The organism is Oceanispirochaeta sp. M1 (genome assembly GCF_003346715.1).
GTDB lineage: Bacteria > Spirochaetota > Spirochaetia > DSM-2461 > DSM-2461 > Oceanispirochaeta.
Window position 1 is genome coordinate 117,380 of record NZ_QQPQ01000003.1, and the last position, 16,736, is coordinate 134,115.

Here is a 16,736-nt window from a genome sequence, read left to right on the forward strand (position 1 = left end):
ATAAGGAGCATTTATGGAATCACTGAACCAATTCTGGACAAAATCATGGGAGACCCTTCCTGAAGTAAAAGCATTTATGGATGGAGAGAGAAGCAGTCTTTCTGAATCTTCCATAAAACAGATAGAGAGTTTTCTTCGTATTCTTCAATCAGGAAATAGTGATGATCCATCCAATTCTTCATTTATGGCAAAGGCTGCCCAGGCAGTAGTCGGGGAACTTAAAAGCGCTAATGCTTCTGATTTCGTTGGTGCCGCACTCAAATTTGCCTCACAATCAGATAGTGGCAGTGAGAATCTTCTAGAACTTTTCTTTCCGGAGGCCCGTTTCGGTGGTGATACTCCAGAAGAGCAGATTAAATCATTGCGGGCAAAGAGGACTGTCTCTGTTGAGTCCCTGAATCCCGATGCAATAACCGATCCGGCATCCCAGATGATTTTTACAGCCAATGTTCTGCTTACCCTTCCTCCTGATAATTATAAAAAAAGACTGACTCCTTCCATGCTGAAGCGTGTTGAGAGTGTTGAAAATGAAGAACAGAAATACTGGTTTGATCACCCCATTCTTATGGGAGTGGAGACAGAGGCAAATGAGATGGTTTACGGTCTAAAGGGCCTGGCCGATACTTTTGCTTATGAAAAAAACGCCGGAAATGCAGCCGCTGACAGTAAGATGACAGTTCTGCTCTCTCTTTCGGTAACACATAACGGCCTTAAAGCCCTGGCTCAGGAGTATCTGGCTTCTGAACTGGAGGGTTATCCCGGACTTGATGATCTGGAAATATACATATTTACCGAAGAAGATACGGAAGCATTGTCAGCTCTTCTGGCTGCGCTTCTGACAGCGGGGAGCAGCCCTGAAGATACAGCTGCTGATATTGCCCAGGTTTTTGGTGTAGACGGCCGCTATGGAAGGCATTACAGTTTTCTCAAGGCAATTATTCCTCTCTGGTCTATTGCAGTAGATCCCGGTATAAAAGGGACATTCAAGATTGATCTTGATCAGGTATTTCCCCAGAAGGAACTCAAAGCACAGACAGGAAAAACAGCATTTGAACACTTTATGTCAGAACTCTGGGGAGCCCGGGGAAAAGATTCTTCGGGAAGAGATGTGGTATTGGGGATGATTGCCGGTGCTCTGGTCAATGAAAAGGATATTGCAAAATCCCTTTTTACTCCTGATGTGCCTCTACCTCCCGCAGATCTTCAATTAAAAGGGGAGACACAAATCTTTCATAAACAGCTACCTATGGCAGTCTCCACTCTGGCTGAAATGATGACAGACTACAGTTCTCCAGGAATGCCCGATGGAAAAAATACCTGTCTCAGCAGAGTACATGTAACAGGAGGCACCAACGGTATACTCTGTTCAGTACTCAGAAAGAAAAGACCCTTTACTCCAACTTTTATCGGGCGTGCCGAAGATCAGGGGTATCTCCTCTCTGTCCTCTTCGATGAGGAGGGGGGGCTGATGCGCTATGTTCATGAACCGGGCCTGATTATGCGTCATGATAAGGACGCCTTTGCCGGTGAGGCTATTGCTGCTGCAAAACAGGGTACCTGGGTTGCTGATCTTCTTCGTATTCTCTATTTCAGTTATTATGCAGAGTTTCTACAAGGTTCCTGTTCGGCAGTGAAAGAGGAACTTGACCCTTTTACGGGATGTTTTATTTCAACAGCACCCATCACCCGTGTATTTTTACGTCTTATTCTTAAAGTTCTTGAATCACCTGAAGAGGCCGATTCACTTCTTGCGATGGCGGAGCTGCAGCTCTCTCCCTTTATATCAGAAGAGGAGAACAGCGACAGTATCAGAAAAAGATGGGAGTTCGAGAAGAGAGCATGGAATCTCTATTACGATGCCCTGGATAGACTGGAAGAGGGGATTAAGAAGAATGATGCAAGCGGGAAGCAGACTGCAGCCGCTGTAAAAGAACGGCTTTTAAGCTGCCGGATCAGTTAAGCAGCTCTTTCAGTTTCTCAAACCAGATTTCCGGATCGGGAGATTCCTGTTTTTCGATAATACCGCCTGCCATCTCTTTATGTCCGCCCCCGCGGCCTATGCCTGTAGTGAAGCTCTTCATAATACGGGATGCGTCCTTATCGCCCCGGTTATTTCTGAATGATACTGAGACGGCATCACTGTTATTGGCAAAGAGGGCAGCAAAATTGATCTCTTGAAGAGAGAGTATGAAGTCCCCCAGTATTCCCATCAGGTTCTGAGGGCATCCTTCCGGGAGATAACAGACAGCCAATCCCTTGTAAACCATAAGACTCTCAAGTACTTTTCTATAAAAGTCCAGATCACTGAGTTGAATATTATTTCTCAGGATCAAGTTTACAAGATCCAAATCTGAGTATGGAAAAAGAAAAGTTAAAGCCTTGAGATCCATCTCTGTCATACCCCGGGTATAGAGATCAGTGTCTCTGGCAAGCCCTATATGCATGGCCGAAGCAGCCTCTCTTGATGGTATCACTCCGAGTTCCTGGTAGTACTCACATATTATTGTGGAGCATGAGCCGTATTCAGGACGGATATCTATCAGTTCCACATCCTCTGTGGTCAGGCTTTTATGATGATCGATAACAGCTATTTCCTTTCCGGTCAGATCCTCCACATTGGAATTCCCCTTACAGCCGTCCACTATGATAATGCGGTCGGAATCAATCAGCTCATACTGTTTCCAGTGATAGATAGGGATGTGAAGCTGGGCAATCATCTTGATCAGTGCATCTCTCTGCAGTTCTCCGTCATAGATTATTTCCGCATGAATATCCTGACTGTCAAGAAGTCCCTTCAGGCCGAAGGCTGAGGCTACAGCATCAGGATCAGGAAAGTTGTGTGTCTGTATGAAAAGTCTTCCGCTCTCTTTATTAAGATATGTAATTAGATTTTTCGAAAAGATAAGCTTCTCCTGATAGTACAATTATCCCGCTTGGTTTATGATCGTACAGGATTCCGTAACTGTTTATAGTTACAATAGAATCATAATACAGGAGATTAACTATGTCCATTCAATGGTTTCCCGGTCATATGACCAGGACAAAAAAACTTATTCGTGAAAATCTGAAGAAAGTGGATATGGTTATTGAAATTCTCGACGCCCGTGCGCCTCTGGCATCAAGGAATCCCCTCCTGGGAGAACTGACGCAGGGAAAACCGAGACTGATTCTGCTTAATAAAGCAGATCTGGCTGATCCCGTCGTCACCGACGCCTGGATAAGGAAACTTTCAGAAGGGAACAGTATTAAGGCTATAGCCGTTAATTCCCGTAATAAGAGATCCCTCAAATCAATTCCCAAAGAGTGCAAAGGTCTATGTAAAGGGAAGAAATGGGTCAATAGAAGACCTGTCAGGGCAATGATTGTAGGTATCCCGAATGTGGGTAAATCCACCGTCATAAATACTCTGGCCGGTAAGAAAAAGGCCGCAGCCGCCAATAAGCCGGGAGTCACAAAGGATATGCAGCGCGTTCCTATTTCCCAGGAGATACAAATTCTGGATACACCTGGAATCCTTTGGCACAAGTTTGATGATCAGCTGGTTGGATTGAAACTGGCCACTCTGGGGTCCATTAAGGATGCAGTGCTTCTAATCGATGAAATCGCAGTCAGTGCTCTTAGATATTTGAATTCTATATACCCTGAAATTGTCTCCAGTCGTTTCAAGCTTGTTGATGATAAAGGTGAAAAGATGAGCAACGGGGATCTTCAGGTCTCTGATGCTCACATCATTCTTGAGCAGATTGCCAGGAACAGAGGTCTTCTGGTTAGCGGTGGAGAGGCTGACAAAGAAAGAGCCGCCCGTCTCCTTATCAAGGAGCTGCGGGACGGTATCATTGGTAGAATCAGCCTGGAGGACTCAAAAGATCCCTCCAGAGGCTGGGAGTTTACTCGGGAAGAGCAATAATCTTCCACTTTCCCTCTTCTGATTTCAGCATAAATACTAAATTCTCACCTTTCATGAAGTCATTCATACCCGGAAGAACTTCTGTTCCCAGGAAGAGGTAACAGTTTCTGTCGGGAGACCATCGCCTTCCGTCTTCAAACCACTGGGGGAACAGTTCTGCGTATTCATCATAGTTGTAGATATGATAGTGATAGTTCCTCTTGTAATCAGCCAGAGTAAAGCGGCTCAGATCCGTAGCGGGAGGTGCAATTCTGTAACGGCTCTGACTGAATCCGCTTTCAAGAACCTTCAGATTGTCGGAGAGTGATTTGTAGAAAGCCGGCAGATTGCCGTCAATATTATTTTCAATGAAATCTAGGGCGAAATCCCTTGCTTCACTTCTGGTGTTTTGTATCTCTTTTAATCCATCCATGGGAACCATCAGCTCTACAGGTGAGGAGAAAGCCATCTGAAGCCGGGGAGTATCGGTCTCTGTATCATTTCCTTCAGAGGGGAAATCCCATGCTTCCAGTTCAATTCTGTATATCTTGCCGGGAGCCGAACTTCGGGGTGGTGCAATAAGTCTGACAGAGAGGGTGGCATTACCGTCCATAATCATGCCATTACCGCTGAAAGGGATAAACCAGTTGCTGTCTTTTTCCTGCCAGCGGGAGGCTTTTTCTGTCCAGGGGAGGGTGAATACAGCATCCTGAGACTCGAACTGTCCAAGTTTAACCTGCAGTGTACTCTGGCCTATCTGTGCGGATTCATCGATATAGCTTGTTTTAACACGCCACTTTCTCACTGTACCGGGGAGTGGCGGCTGTATGGAATTAAAATCCTCTTTATAGATCTGTCTTATTTCCATCCATCCGCCGTCACTGTTCACCAGAAAAGGCTGGTAGCTGTGGCTGTCATATAGTGTTATGGAACCCGTCAGGGCTTCTGCTGCATCCTGTGCAGTAACTGTAAAAGGAATAAGGGCAATCAGCAGGATTAACATTTTTTTAAGCATTCAATAACCTCCCATGCTGAAGCTCCTGTTTACACAGGGCTTCACTATATGATCGGAAGGTTTATTCCCCTTATCAAGGGTTAAGTGCAAAAAAATACCGGCAGTAAAACTGCCGGCTGATCTGATTTAATAAAGTATGGGCTTACCAGGAAGTTTCTTCCTCTCCCCGAGCTATAAGAACCTTACCGGTTCGAACTACTTCGAGTACTCCGAACTTATCAAGCATTTTTCTCACTGCATCGATCTTTGTGGATCTGCCTGTTACCTGAAAAGTCATTGTTGTATCACTTATATCAACATTCCGGCATTTAAATGCACTGGATATCTGCAGAATTTCAGTACGGGACTCATTATCACAGCGTACCTTTATCAGAGCCAGTTCTTTCTGAATGACGTCTTCATCAGTATATTCCCTTGCATGAATTACATCGACCAGACGGTTCAGCTGCTCCAGCATAAGGTGGAGGGTCTTGCTGTCACCGGTGGCTTCTATATTGATTCTTGAATAACGTGGGTCCTGTGCGGGAGAACCTACGAAACTCTCAAGATTGTAGCCTCTTCTGGCGAAAACAAGAGCGATCCGGATGGTCACACCGGGTTTGTTTTCTACATAAAGGCTGATGTTGTGTTTTTTCTGAGAATCGTCCATCAGGTTCCTCCCTTAGGTTTTTCAAGTTTCTTGCGCGGCATGCTGAGCAGCATTTTATCAAGACCTGCTCCCGAGGGAACCATGGGGAATACATTGTCATATTTTTCAACTTCTGCATCAATGATGCAGGGGCCGTCATTGTATTCAAGAGCTGCATTCAGAACCTTTCGGACATCTGCGCTTCTCTTAACTCTGAAGCCCTTACATCCATAGGCACTTGCCAACTTGATGAAGTCAGGGTTGCCGACAAGATCAACTCCAGAGAGACGGTTGTCGTAAAACATATGCTGCCATTGTCTTACCATACCGAGATAATTATTATTGATCAGAAGAATCTTGATGGGAAGTTTTTCATTAACTGCGGTGGAAAGTTCAGGGAGGGTCATCTGGAATCCTCCGTCGCCTACAACTGCAACAACAGTTTTTCCCGGATTAGCCAACTGAGCTCCGATAGCTGCAGGAAAACCGAATCCCATTGTTCCGGCACCACCGGATGAAAGAAAGTGACGGCTGTGCTCTGTTTTAAAGAACTGTGCGGCCCACATCTGATGCTGACCGACGTCTGTTGTGACAATGGCTTCACCCTTAGTGAGTCGGGACATCTCTTCAATAACATGCTGAGCTCTGAGTTTGCCCTCTTTTTTATATTTAAGAGGATATTCTCTTTTCAATCTGCGGATCAGTTTTACCCAGCGCTGAGTATTTCCCTTTTCCAGATATCCGTAGAGGGAATCCAGAACTGATTTGGCATCACCGATTATGGCGCAATCTACCTTAACAGTTTTATTGATCTCAACGGGATCGATGTCAATATGAATTTTTTTTGCCTGAGGAAGGAAATCACTTGGAGAACCTGCAATCCTGTCATCCCAGCGGGATCCAACAGATATAATCAGATCACTCTCACAGAGCGCCATATTGGCATAGGCTGTTCCATGCATCCCCGGCATTCCCAGGTTCAGATCATGACTTTCAGGAAAACATCCCTTTCCAAGGAGTGTATTACAGACAGGTATCTGCATTTTTTCCACTATGGCCTTCACTTCTCTGGAGGCTCCGGAAATCACAGCACCATGACCTATCAAAAGAATGGGTTTTTCGGCAGAAGAGATCATATCGGCTGCTTCTTTGATGGCCTTGGGATCTCCCTCTTTTCTTATGCTGTAACCCGGCAGTGAAAATTCACCCGATGTGTCTTCATCGATATAAGCACTGGTTACATCTTTGGGCAGATCAACTATTACCGGACCGGGACGGCCGGTACCGGCGATATGGAAGGCCTGATTGATTATTGAAGGAAGTTCTTCCGGGTCTTTTACCAGAAAGGAATGCTTGACTATGGGGTAGGACATCCCGGAAACATCAGCTTCCTGAAAAGTGTCCAGACCAAGGTTTGTAGTCAGTTGCTGACCGCATAAAACTACCAGAGGAACTGAATCCATCATGGCAGTCATAATGCCTGTGAGAGTATTGGTTGCGCCGGGACCTGAGGTTACAAGTGCCACGCCGACTTTTCCGCTTGATCGTGCATATCCATCTGCCATATGAGTAGCGCCCTGTTCATGTCTGGTGAGAACCAGTTTCATATCGGACTGTGCCAAAGCATCAAATATGGGAATAGCGCTCCCTCCGGGAAGTCCGAAGATACACTCTACACCCTGATTTTTTAATATTTCTATTAACTTGGCAGCGGCAGTACATTGTTTTTTGTTCATAATGCCTCCTGAAATTTAGGATTCATCTATAATAGTTTATATCTTTTGGGGGGTCAACATATATGAATATGCTATTTTATCTAAAAAAACGTTAATTCTGCTATGTTGATATGTAAGTCATGCTGTTTTATCGTTTTATTCAGTTTTTAGTCGAGTTTCAAGAACTTCGTGAAGCTTGGTTTTATCAGTAATACTTATTTTTTTTATATAATCATAATTTGAGTTAAACATACCTTTTTGAAATTTGAGCTTAATTATCCTTTTTAAAGATAAATTAAGGCGATCTTCACTAAGCCTGCCGTCCTGAAGAGCTTCTCTTATGGATTGCTGGGCAGATGGGATATGTTCCGGCATCAATATAATGTCTGTTCCGGCCAATATGGCATTAAGTGATGCTTCTTCCGGAGAATAAAGCGATTTAATGGCACCCATATCCATGGCATCTGTGATTATAAGACCCTGAAACCCTAATTGTCCTCTCAGAATCTCTGTCTGAATAACTGGAGACAGGGATGCGGGTGTTGAATCTCCGCTCAATGCAGGAGCAGCAATATGAGCAGTCAGAACAAAATCCGCACCCGCTGCTATGCCTGAACGGAAAGATGTGAATTCCCTCTCCGAAAACTCCTTTGAACTGCTCAGTGATGTCACAGCGCCGTCATGACTGTCGCCGCTGACATTGCCGTGTCCTGGAAAGTGTTTCAGTACCGAAGATATGCCTCCGTCCTGCAGCCCTTTTACAAATGATACTGTCATCTCGGCACTGAGTTCCGGATCTGTTCCGAATGAGCGTGTCCCGATGATATCGTGACTGCCTTTGTGTCTCAGATCAGCCACGGGAGCCATATCCATATTGAAACCCAGGTCTCTCATGTCTGCTGCCAGTACGGATGCGGCAAATTCTGTCAGTTCTGCAGAACCATGAGCAGCCAGTTCAGACGCCGGGGGGAGTGATACAACCTCCATACCCTTTGTCTTTCCCAGTCTGCTGACCTTTCCGCCTTCTTCATCTGTTGTAACAAAGAGGGGATAGGGGCTGTAGTCCTGCAGATCCTGTATCATTGTTCTTGTCTGATCCGGGTTTTTATAATTAATGGAAAAGAGGATAATTCCTCCGGGAAGATAGCGGTCCATAAAAGCTTTTATGTAATCATCTGTCTCATAAGCCGGCTGTCCGTTGGCCGTATGCCTTACTGCCAGGATGAACAGCTGTCCGATCTTCTCATCCCTGTTCATTTTCAATATCATGGAATCAATCAGCTGATTCTGCTGATTCTGACTTAGAATGTTAAAATCAATATTGCTGTTCCGGAACTCTTCCAGGCTGATTATTTTTTCTGTTTTTTCAGGGGGGGCTGATGTAGAAACAGAATCTAAGGGATTTTTATCATTATTATCAGCTGTCTTCACAGTCGTCCGGCAGGATGTGAGAATTATTATTAAAAAACTGATAAAAAGAAAATAACGCTTCAAGGAAACCCCGTATCTCTATTGCTATTTTTGATAATTTAGATCATTTTTATTTTTACTACCATAGATTTACTGTTAAAAGAACATATTTTCCCTTATTAGGGATTAATATACGGAGTCCTTTATGGAAAAACTAAATGATGCAAATATATCTTCAATCAAACCTCTTGTAACACCTGAAATTCTTAAAGAAGAATTTCCTGTCAGTGATACACTGAAAGATCAGATTATATCCTATAGAAAGGAAGTTCGGGATATCCTTGAGAAGAGGGATGAAAGAATGCTGGCGATTGTCGGACCCTGTTCCATCCATGATCCTGAAGCAGCACTGGAGTATGCCCGAAAGCTTGTTGAGCTGAAAGAGCGTTACAAAGACAGTCTGTGTATTATTATGAGGGTATACTTTGAGAAACCCCGAACCGCACTGGGTTGGAGAGGACTTATCCTCGATCCCGATCTGGACGGTTCATATAAACTGGAAAAGGGACTTCGTCAGGCGAGAAAACTACTTCTGGAAATTAACTCTATGGGTCTTCCCTGCGGTTCTGAAATCCTTGATCCCATTGTTCCCCAGTATATATCCGATCTTATTTCATGGGCGGCCATCGGAGCCAGAACCACTGAATCCCAGACTCACAGAGAGTTGACCAGCGGTCTCTCTATGCCCGTAGGATTTAAGAATGGAACAGACGGAAGCATGGATGTGGCTATTAACGGCATTAAGTCTGCACAGCATCCCCATAGCTTCATAGGCATAGACAGAAAGGGACAGACCTGTGTTCTCAGTACTGCAGGAAATAAAACCGGCCATCCAATACTCAGAGGCGGAAAGAACGGTCCCAACTACTATGAAGAGATTATTGAAGATACCGAAGAGCTTCTGATCAAGGAAGGTCTGCAGCCTGCTCTGATGATAGACTGCAGTCATGAAAACTCCGGTAAGAAATACTTCAGACAGGAGAGAGTTATCAATTCTATAATGGATCAGCGCCGTAGAGGACGTAATTCTATTGTCGGATTTATGCTTGAGAGTAATCTGCATGAAGGAAATCAGCCTATCCCTGAAGACAAGAGTCAGCTGGCCTACGGTATCTCAATCACCGATGCCTGTATCTCTTTTGAATCTACTTCAGAACTTCTTTATTCTGCACACAAGATTCTCAATGTTCAGTAGTTTATGAAAATCTGAATCAGGAAAGTGGTACAACTCTCATTTTTGTATACATTTATTCAAAATTTGAGCTTATTACTTCTTGATGGAAAACATAAGAAATTCTATTCTTTTCACCGCAGTTATGAAATCAGAAATCTCAAATAATAAAAAAAATCCCGTTTATAACGGTGGTTCATCTACAGTTTCGATACTCTCAAAAATATGTCAGTTGGGCCGGCTCCTTCTGCAGGACAGGGATAACTGTCTTATAAGGCTTGAAAACCAGCCTCTTATCAACGGAGAGTCCTCAGCGTATACTCTTTCTCTCTCTTTCATAGATGATATGGTATTTGTTCTTGATGAGCAGATCAGATCTCTGAAGAGACAGCAGCTGACTCATTACCACTGGGTTCTTCATTTGGACAGCGCTGAGGATGCTATGTGGAAAGTGAAAAGCTGTTCCAGAAATTCAATGCCTCTCCAAACTGAACTGATACAGCTTGAACTGATTGAACTCCATGAAAGGGTCGATGGTGTTCATAAGGGTCAACTGCCTGCACTTGATGTTCCCGCAGCATTTCAGCAGAATACTGATCCCGGTCAGATGTCGGGACTTTTAAAAAACAGGTCCTCCAGGGTCTTTACACTGGCAGCTGCCGCTCTGGTGATGTCAGGACTGTTTCTGACCGTATTTATCAGCACCATGCAGTATGGACGTATGCTGAAGACTGTTCTCACTTTAAGTGAGAGTATTTCAGACAGTTCCGAATCCAGTACCATGAGTCTTTCACGCCTCAGTGATGAAGTGAGCAGGATTAACAGGGAAGTATTTGAATTGAAACAGGAGGTCTTTCAGGAAGAAGAGGCCTTTGTCTTTAATAAAAAGCAGACCAGCATGAATCTACGATGGCTGGCATCGCGCTTTCCCAGGTCAAGCAGTTCAAGAGCACATGCCTATCACTATCTGGCAGATCAGATCGACAGTGCTGTGAGTTATGGAGAGATGGTTTATCAACTTACCCGTCTGCCCGAGAATAACGATCAGGCAGAGACCCTCATGGCCACAGACAAGGATAATCCCATGTCCATGAAATATTTTACCCCTGTGTTTCCTGAGATAGGGCTTCCTGTAATATCAGAAAGTGAAGCAGGAGATAGTGCAGACTTTATGATTTCCAGCGGATATATAAACAGAAGACTCTCTCCTCTCGGATACGGAGGGGTCAAACCTCATTTCGCTGTGGACCTGATAAATCTGGATAATATAGTCAAAATATCTGAAGATAATGAAATTATCAGAGACCACAGCAGAGCCGGACATGTACAGGCTGTGTATGAGGGTACGGTTCAGTCAAAGGGCTACGACTGGGTATACGGCTGGAATATGGAGCTGAAGCATCCTCTCCTGCCTGAGGTAAAAAAAATGTATCCCGCTGCGCTTTTCTGGACATCATTTTATGCGCATATGGAATCTACAGACTCTATTGAGACTGGAGCCTATCTGAAAAAGGGTGAGACCTTCGCCTTTATCGGAAGCTCAGGAAAGTCTACAGGGCCGCATCTCCATTATGAGATCAGGATATATCATCCCGGCGGAAAGGATTCTAATTCCTTTGGAAGCTTTGACAGGATAAATCCTTATCTAAGTGAGTAGTCCTGTAATTTATATCAGGACTAATCAAAGTATCCAGAGGAACATCACAAGCTGCTAATCAAAGAGGGAGCTCTTCCTTCATTTTTTCAAAGACAAGAAACACAGCCGGACAAATCCTGGTATTTTCAAGCATCTGAGAACTGTATTTTTTAAATGAGATACAGTCGGTGTGGGGATAATCTCTGCAGGCTCCCGGACGGTCAGAATAGACCATACAGCAGTTGTCATTCAGAATGAAGGGGCAGGGCATTGAGCTGAATACATAATCTCCCTCCTCATCAGTTCTGAGATAGGTTTCGGTAAATTTTCCGGGTTTTATTTTCAGGTTTTTAGAGAGACGGCTGATATCCCTTTCACGAATCAGAGGACCGGTGCCGCGGCAGCAGTTGCTGCATAAGAGGCAGTCAATTTTTTCAAAGACCTCATCATGAAGGCGGCGCATAAGAGGATCAACCAGGCCTGATTTCTGTTTTTTAAGCTTTTTGAAATACTGGCGGTTCTCTTTGTGTTTTCGGGCTGCTCTGTTCAGCAGGACCCGGTATTCAGGGCAGGTATTATCAGTGATCTTTGCCATAAACTTCATGGGGATCAAACAGAGCTTCATCAGTTTCTGTGAAATTTTCATTTTCCCATATACGGTAGTAACAGCTTCTGTGACCCGTATGACACGCGGCTCCACCGATCTGTTCCACAAGAAAAATTACCGAATCATTGTCACAGTCAACTCTGACTTCCTTCAGAATCTGTACATTCCCCGAGGATTCTCCCTTTCTCCATAGTTTCTGACGGCTTCTTGAGAAGTAGACACCCCTGGATGTTCTGATTGATTCATCCCAGGCTTCCTTGTTTATATAGGCCTGCATTAATATTTCTTTGCTATCAAAATCCTGTGCAATGACAGGAATCAGTCCGCCGCTTTTTTCAAAATCAAGTGGGCAGTCGCTCATTTTTTTAATCCTTCGGATTCCTCGGGAATCCATCTGTTGTTCTGAAGTTTCAAACCATACTTTGTTTTCAGTATCTCCATCAATCCCCGGTGCAGCTTCCCGGCTGTTTCCCTGATTCCGCCGCTCTCATTATCAGATGGAAAGGCAGGATCATTCAGTTTGTATCCCGAGGTCATCATGTTTTCCAGAAGTATTTTAGCTGCCAGAAAGCGGTCATATTTATCAACCGCAAAAATAAGAGGATTCTCGATCATGGCAATAACTTCCCAGGTAACCTGTTCAGCCTGGGAGTATATCCCCGCATCTTTGTTCTGGTCACTGAAACGGAGGGGCAGGTCTCTTATGATTCTGTCAATATTTTCAAGCAGCCATTTCAGGTTGAATAGACCCGAACCGCAGTTAAAGAGGATTTTCTTACCCGACGCTTCGAGAGACTCTGCCTCATCGAATGATATCCCGACTCCCAGATCAACACAGTTCAGCCTTTCTTCACCATCAATAACCAGGATTCCACCCTTGATATCAACTGCTGTCTTATAGGATTCATCAAACCCGGCGGGCCTGTTTCTGATAGCCAGCAGTGCCAGCTCCACAGTATCCAGGGTGTAGCCAAGGTTGTCGATATTTCCGAGTGATATAAAACGTATGCCCTGATCATAGAGATTCTGCCATGTCTCCTTCAGGACACGGAAACATTGACCGTGGCCTCCGGGGATAGTAATAAAAGGTCTAAAGAGTTCCTTTTTCTTTCCCTGAGAACTGTGAGTGTAGGCTGTCACAAGGGGCTGAATGGATGTGTAGCCCAGCCAGGAAGAGAGGTCCATGGATTCAGCCAGAGGCTTCAGCCAGGGGCTTTCCATATAGTGGCTCAACGCATTCTGAACATCAGGGTCATTGGATACAGAGGTCATCTGAAAGAAGGGGATATTGGCAGCTTTTTTGCCGGTCAGTTCTGTATAGGATTTCATCATGAGCAGAAGAGCTCTCAATTTCAACTCCATATAAGAGGGGCCGGCTTCTCCGGAAGGTTGAAGAAATCCCGGGGTCACACCCTTGGGCTTCCCCTTTGAGTCTGATGCCAGCTTTTCAAATTCAGATTCGTAGAGTTGAAAAAGTTCTTCATTAAAACCTTTATTCTTCTTTCTATCACCGTAGGATGTGGCTGAGCCGCCGTTAAGGAAGCCGTATGAAAACATAGGAAGAAGTGCTGTTCCGATATTTTGAAGTTCATCCCGGCTTACATTTCCGGCTTCAGTCTGATTCAGATAGGATGCAGCTTCGGGATAGGCAGAACAGAATTTCTCTCTCTCCTCCAAGGTGATGCTGAAAGAAGATGAAGCTCTCATATCTATGATGGTTTCACCGTCAATATCGGGGACGCCCGAAGGGATAACGGCTGCCGTATTCCCCGCAACGCCGTTATTGAAGTCATCCAGTATGGAGAGGGAGAGTTTTAGATCCACACCTTTTTTCTCAAGTATCTCAATTTCTTCTTTGCTGAGCCTTTCAATATTATTCATGGACGCCTCCCGGAATCTTTTAGTGCGGAATGTTTATTTACTGTCCTGAACTTCCAGAACCTTTTTCAGACTGCTGTACCAGATTCCCGGCCCCGAGTAACGGGATCTTAAAGGCATCTGATCCTGAATTTCATCCAGTGATTCAGGAATACCGGGTGAGAGCAGCATAAGACGGGCACGGTCTTCGGCTGATGCAATCATCTTATAGGCAAGATGCACCTTGTCTCTATTTCGTCCGGTGGATGATTTATCTCTCCAGGCATTCTCAATCTCCCGGTCTTCTGCCTCTCTGGAAATTTCCAGAACAGCCCAGGGATCTATTTTACTATCAATAATATCCATTGCGTTCATATATTTCTCCTGAATTTCTATACCCTAAAATGCAAACAGTTCAAGTTGAACTGCGGTGGGTTTTACTTCCCGTACCTTGCGCTGAACCGGAGGCTGTTGTTTTTTACTACAGAGTTGAGCGATTGCAGCGAAGGGATCCTCCGGGAGATCTCTGCTTCCCGGAAAATCGGGATAGATATGAAGAACTCTTTCCGAAAGATCCGAAACAAGGCTGCTCATCAGCTGAACATATTCATTGCTCAATTCAAATTCCAGTTGTACTGTATCGGAAATATCCTTGAGAATGCTCAAAAAAGCTTTGACTGTCACCTTTGATGTATCCCGTTCATTCAGATAAGCAAGCAGGGAGTGGAGCCAGTAGACCAGAGATCTGTCGGGATCAAAAGAGAGTGAGGCCAGTGCCGAAAGACGATAGCCGTCCTGTTCTCCAAAAAGATATCTTGCCTTGGTTACGGCTTTATCTGAAAGGACATCAGATAGCTGCAGTCTGTCAAAGCACCAGAGAATAATTTTCTGAGCTGATTTCCTGTCTTCCTTGATAATATCTCTGATAAGAAGACCCGCGCTTTCCAGGAGGAGATCCTCCATTTCGACTGATTCCTGAATCAGCTCAAGAGAATCTTCTATCATTCTGCTGCTCTCTAATACAGATTCTTTCAGCTTTTCCAAATGTGCTTCCATCACTATGTCTGAGTCTTTATCCAGGAGTGCTTCAAAAAAGAATCTGAATGCTCCAGGAGCTGAATCTTCAGGAATCTTTTTTATGAGATTTTGACTCTTTTTATGATCACCGGCATAAAAGGAGTGAACAGCTTTAGTAAAACTGCACCAGGGATAGAGGAGAGACTCCTCTGGAACGCTGTCAATTTTATCAAGTGCAGCTTCATCAATCATACCGTTTGTAAGTGATTCAAAGGCGTCTGACAGAATCAGAGCCTCTTTCATAAGACTATTATCAGCAGGGATGAAATTGCAGGAGACAATCAATGCGGGTGAATATATTTTTTTATACAATTCATTGAATATATCTTTCTTATCCTGATGATCATCGGGCATCATACAGTACTGATTCAGTAATTTAACAAGATTCTTATCCATAGATTTTTTCTGGGACACGTCTTTCTCTCTTATAAAAAATTCCGGGTTTCACATTGCCGGGAACTAAAAAAAATAATGGTCTTGGATTAATCTGTCAAGGACATTCAGCTTTGATTATGGAGGAGCGCTTTGATACCGGATATCTCCGTATTGTTCAGAACAGAGACAATACGCATTTCACCACTCTCACTGGTCTGGACAACAGGCTGATCCTGAAGGGCATTCCTGTTTTTATCAAGAAGTATCTTGACCGTAGGATGGCGGAAGTCGGCTGCATTTGTTTCTGTGACAATTCCGGTATAGCCGTTTGCCAGAGTAACATAGCTGCCCAGAGGGTAGATGGAAAGCAGAGTCAGCAGAGCCTTCATCACATCCTCATCGTAATGAGAGCGCATTTCTCTCAGCATTCCTGTGAGGCTTGTATGTGCATCTCTTCCTGAACGGAAGGGGCGGTTGGATATTTGAGCATCGTAGGAACAGGCTACAGCAATGATTTTTCCAAACTGGGATATCCTGGCACTTGAGAGACCCTGGGGATATCCTGAGCCGTCATTGCGCTCATGATGCTCCAGGACACCAAGCAGAATGTCTCTGGGCAGAGAGAAGTCCCGGAGTGATCTGAAACCTAAAAGGGTATGTGCATTTATAACCTTTTTTTCAGCCTCTGTAAGGGCTCCCTCTTTTTCATATATTTTGCTGGGAATCTGCAGCATTCCGATCTCATGGATAAGAGAAGCTATTCCCAGTTCTATCAGTTTGTGATTGGGCATTTTCAATTTGTCACCGATTGAAAGAGCCAGAATCGTAGATTTAACTGCATGGTTGTACATATATTCACTGCCCTCGGGAGGAACAATCTCCTGGAAACGGAGTACATATTTATCATCTTCCCGGATCATGGCTATGGCTTTCTTAACCTCTTCGGTGAGTACATTGAGGTTTAGAATACTATCATCTTTAAAACGGGTCATAACTTTTGTGGTGAATTCCAGCATTTCACTGAAAAACTTACGGGCCCGGGTCAAACCTTCTTTTTCCTTGATATTCTGATCCAGAGTTGCTGTCTGCACGTTATTTGAAGGACCCTGTGAGGGAGTTTCTCTGCCAATGGGTGAACCATCTGTCTGGAGTATGGAAAAGCCCCATTTTGCCAGATTTTTAATCAGAATTTCAGTGACAGGAGTTTCCGGAGTGAGGAGTACGAAATCATTATCTAGATAAACCGTGGATTCAAAGTACATTCCCTGTTTGAGACTTTTGCTCTCAATGTTGTTCATC

General features: G+C 44.3%; 15 protein-coding genes. 4 read left to right on the top strand and 11 right to left on the bottom strand.

Translation table 11 applies throughout. From position 1 onward, the window contains the following. Positions 1 to 13 precede the first annotated feature (13 nt). Positions 14 to 1,960: a hypothetical protein gene (locus DV872_RS02710; protein WP_114628308.1), complete on the top strand. Its 1,947-nt coding sequence runs from the start codon at positions 14 to 16 to the stop codon at positions 1,958 to 1,960. On the opposite strand, the gene DV872_RS02715 is transcribed toward DV872_RS02710, so the two are convergent. Then, complete coding sequence (locus DV872_RS02715) at positions 1,953 to 2,924, bottom strand: bifunctional oligoribonuclease/PAP phosphatase NrnA (RefSeq protein ID WP_114628309.1); 972 nt, start codon at positions 2,922 to 2,924, stop codon at positions 1,953 to 1,955. The genes DV872_RS02710 and DV872_RS02715 overlap by 8 nt on opposite strands. A gap of 80 nt (positions 2,925 to 3,004) precedes the next feature. On the opposite strand from DV872_RS02715, the gene ylqF reads away from it, so the two are divergent. Next, entirely contained in the window at positions 3,005 to 3,907 is a 903-nt protein-coding gene (ylqF, locus tag DV872_RS02720) for a ribosome biogenesis GTPase YlqF (protein ID WP_114628310.1), read from the top strand. Here ylqF and DV872_RS02725 read toward each other — a convergent pair. The 4 genes from DV872_RS02725 to DV872_RS02740 all read right to left on the bottom strand — a co-directional run bounded on the left by DV872_RS02725 (position 3,888) and on the right by DV872_RS02740 (position 8,738). Then, a complete protein-coding gene (locus DV872_RS02725) occupies positions 3,888 to 4,901 on the bottom strand; it encodes a hypothetical protein (protein WP_114628311.1) in 1,014 nt (337 codons plus the stop codon). The genes ylqF and DV872_RS02725 overlap by 20 nt on opposite strands. Before the next feature lie 142 nt (positions 4,902 to 5,043). Beyond that, a complete protein-coding gene (gene ilvN, locus DV872_RS02730) occupies positions 5,044 to 5,550 on the bottom strand; it encodes an acetolactate synthase small subunit (RefSeq protein WP_114628312.1) in 507 nt (168 codons plus the stop codon). Then, positions 5,550 to 7,265, bottom strand: coding sequence for a biosynthetic-type acetolactate synthase large subunit (ilvB, locus tag DV872_RS02735; protein WP_114628313.1), 1,716 nt, complete (start codon positions 7,263 to 7,265; stop codon positions 5,550 to 5,552). Before ilvB ends, ilvN begins: the two co-directional genes overlap by 1 nt. 135 nt (positions 7,266 to 7,400) lie before the next feature. Beyond that, on the bottom strand, positions 7,401 to 8,738 hold the full coding sequence (locus DV872_RS02740) for a glycoside hydrolase family 3 protein (protein WP_114628314.1): 1,338 nt from the start codon (positions 8,736 to 8,738) through the stop codon (positions 7,401 to 7,403). A 121-nt stretch (positions 8,739 to 8,859) separates the two neighbouring features. On the opposite strand from DV872_RS02740, the gene DV872_RS02745 reads away from it, so the two are divergent. Both DV872_RS02745 and DV872_RS02750 read left to right on the top strand, forming a co-directional pair. Further along, positions 8,860 to 9,909, top strand: coding sequence for a 3-deoxy-7-phosphoheptulonate synthase (locus DV872_RS02745; protein WP_114628315.1), 1,050 nt, complete (start codon positions 8,860 to 8,862; stop codon positions 9,907 to 9,909). Positions 9,910 to 10,030: 121 nt separating this feature from the next. After that, positions 10,031 to 11,542: a M23 family metallopeptidase gene (locus DV872_RS02750; protein WP_158546800.1), complete on the top strand. Its 1,512-nt coding sequence runs from the start codon at positions 10,031 to 10,033 to the stop codon at positions 11,540 to 11,542. Between the two features lie 58 nt (positions 11,543 to 11,600). Here the strand turns inward: DV872_RS02750 and DV872_RS02755 are convergent, their stop codons facing one another. The 6 genes from DV872_RS02755 to DV872_RS02780 all read right to left on the bottom strand — a co-directional run bounded on the left by DV872_RS02755 (position 11,601) and on the right by DV872_RS02780 (position 16,735). Continuing rightward, positions 11,601 to 12,167: a YkgJ family cysteine cluster protein gene (locus DV872_RS02755; protein WP_233516407.1), complete on the bottom strand. Its 567-nt coding sequence runs from the start codon at positions 12,165 to 12,167 to the stop codon at positions 11,601 to 11,603. Further along, positions 12,100 to 12,489, bottom strand: a complete 390-nt coding sequence (gene hisI, locus DV872_RS02760; protein ID WP_114628318.1) for a phosphoribosyl-AMP cyclohydrolase — start codon at positions 12,487 to 12,489, stop codon at positions 12,100 to 12,102. The genes DV872_RS02755 and hisI overlap by 68 nt, the downstream gene beginning before the upstream one ends. Continuing rightward, the gene (locus DV872_RS02765; protein WP_114628319.1) at positions 12,486 to 14,009 is read right to left on the bottom strand and encodes a UTP--glucose-1-phosphate uridylyltransferase; all 1,524 of its coding nucleotides are present in this window, start codon (positions 14,007 to 14,009) and stop codon (positions 12,486 to 12,488) included. The genes hisI and DV872_RS02765 overlap by 4 nt, the downstream gene beginning before the upstream one ends. Before the next feature lie 33 nt (positions 14,010 to 14,042). Continuing rightward, the gene (locus tag DV872_RS02770) at positions 14,043 to 14,360 is read right to left on the bottom strand and encodes a hypothetical protein (RefSeq protein ID WP_114628320.1); all 318 of its coding nucleotides are present in this window, start codon (positions 14,358 to 14,360) and stop codon (positions 14,043 to 14,045) included. 24 nt (positions 14,361 to 14,384) lie between these two features. Further along, positions 14,385 to 15,476, bottom strand: coding sequence for a hypothetical protein (locus tag DV872_RS02775; protein ID WP_114628321.1), 1,092 nt, complete (start codon positions 15,474 to 15,476; stop codon positions 14,385 to 14,387). A gap of 86 nt (positions 15,477 to 15,562) precedes the next feature. Further along, positions 15,563 to 16,735, bottom strand: coding sequence for an HD-GYP domain-containing protein (locus tag DV872_RS02780; protein WP_114628322.1), 1,173 nt, complete (start codon positions 16,733 to 16,735; stop codon positions 15,563 to 15,565). Position 16,736 lies beyond the last annotated feature (1 nt).

Coding starts and splice junctions, on each gene's coding strand:
- DV872_RS02710 (WP_114628308.1), top strand. CDS start 14: ATGGAATCACTGAACCAATTCTGGACAAAATCATGGGAGACCCTTCCT.
- ylqF (WP_114628310.1), top strand. CDS start 3,005: ATGTCCATTCAATGGTTTCCCGGTCATATGACCAGGACAAAAAAACTT.
- DV872_RS02725 (WP_114628311.1), bottom strand. CDS start 4,901: ATGCTTAAAAAAATGTTAATCCTGCTGATTGCCCTTATTCCTTTTACA.
- ilvN (WP_114628312.1), bottom strand. CDS start 5,550: ATGGACGATTCTCAGAAAAAACACAACATCAGCCTTTATGTAGAAAAC.
- ilvB (WP_114628313.1), bottom strand. CDS start 7,265: ATGAACAAAAAACAATGTACTGCCGCTGCCAAGTTAATAGAAATATTA.
- DV872_RS02745 (WP_114628315.1), top strand. CDS start 8,860: ATGGAAAAACTAAATGATGCAAATATATCTTCAATCAAACCTCTTGTA.
- DV872_RS02750 (WP_158546800.1), top strand. CDS start 10,031: ATGAAATCAGAAATCTCAAATAATAAAAAAAATCCCGTTTATAACGGT.
- DV872_RS02755 (WP_233516407.1), bottom strand. CDS start 12,167: ATGAAAATTTCACAGAAACTGATGAAGCTCTGTTTGATCCCCATGAAG.
- hisI (WP_114628318.1), bottom strand. CDS start 12,489: ATGAGCGACTGCCCACTTGATTTTGAAAAAAGCGGCGGACTGATTCCT.
- DV872_RS02765 (WP_114628319.1), bottom strand. CDS start 14,009: ATGAATAATATTGAAAGGCTCAGCAAAGAAGAAATTGAGATACTTGAG.
- DV872_RS02770 (WP_114628320.1), bottom strand. CDS start 14,360: ATGAACGCAATGGATATTATTGATAGTAAAATAGATCCCTGGGCTGTT.
- DV872_RS02780 (WP_114628322.1), bottom strand. CDS start 16,735: ATGAACAACATTGAGAGCAAAAGTCTCAAACAGGGAATGTACTTTGAA.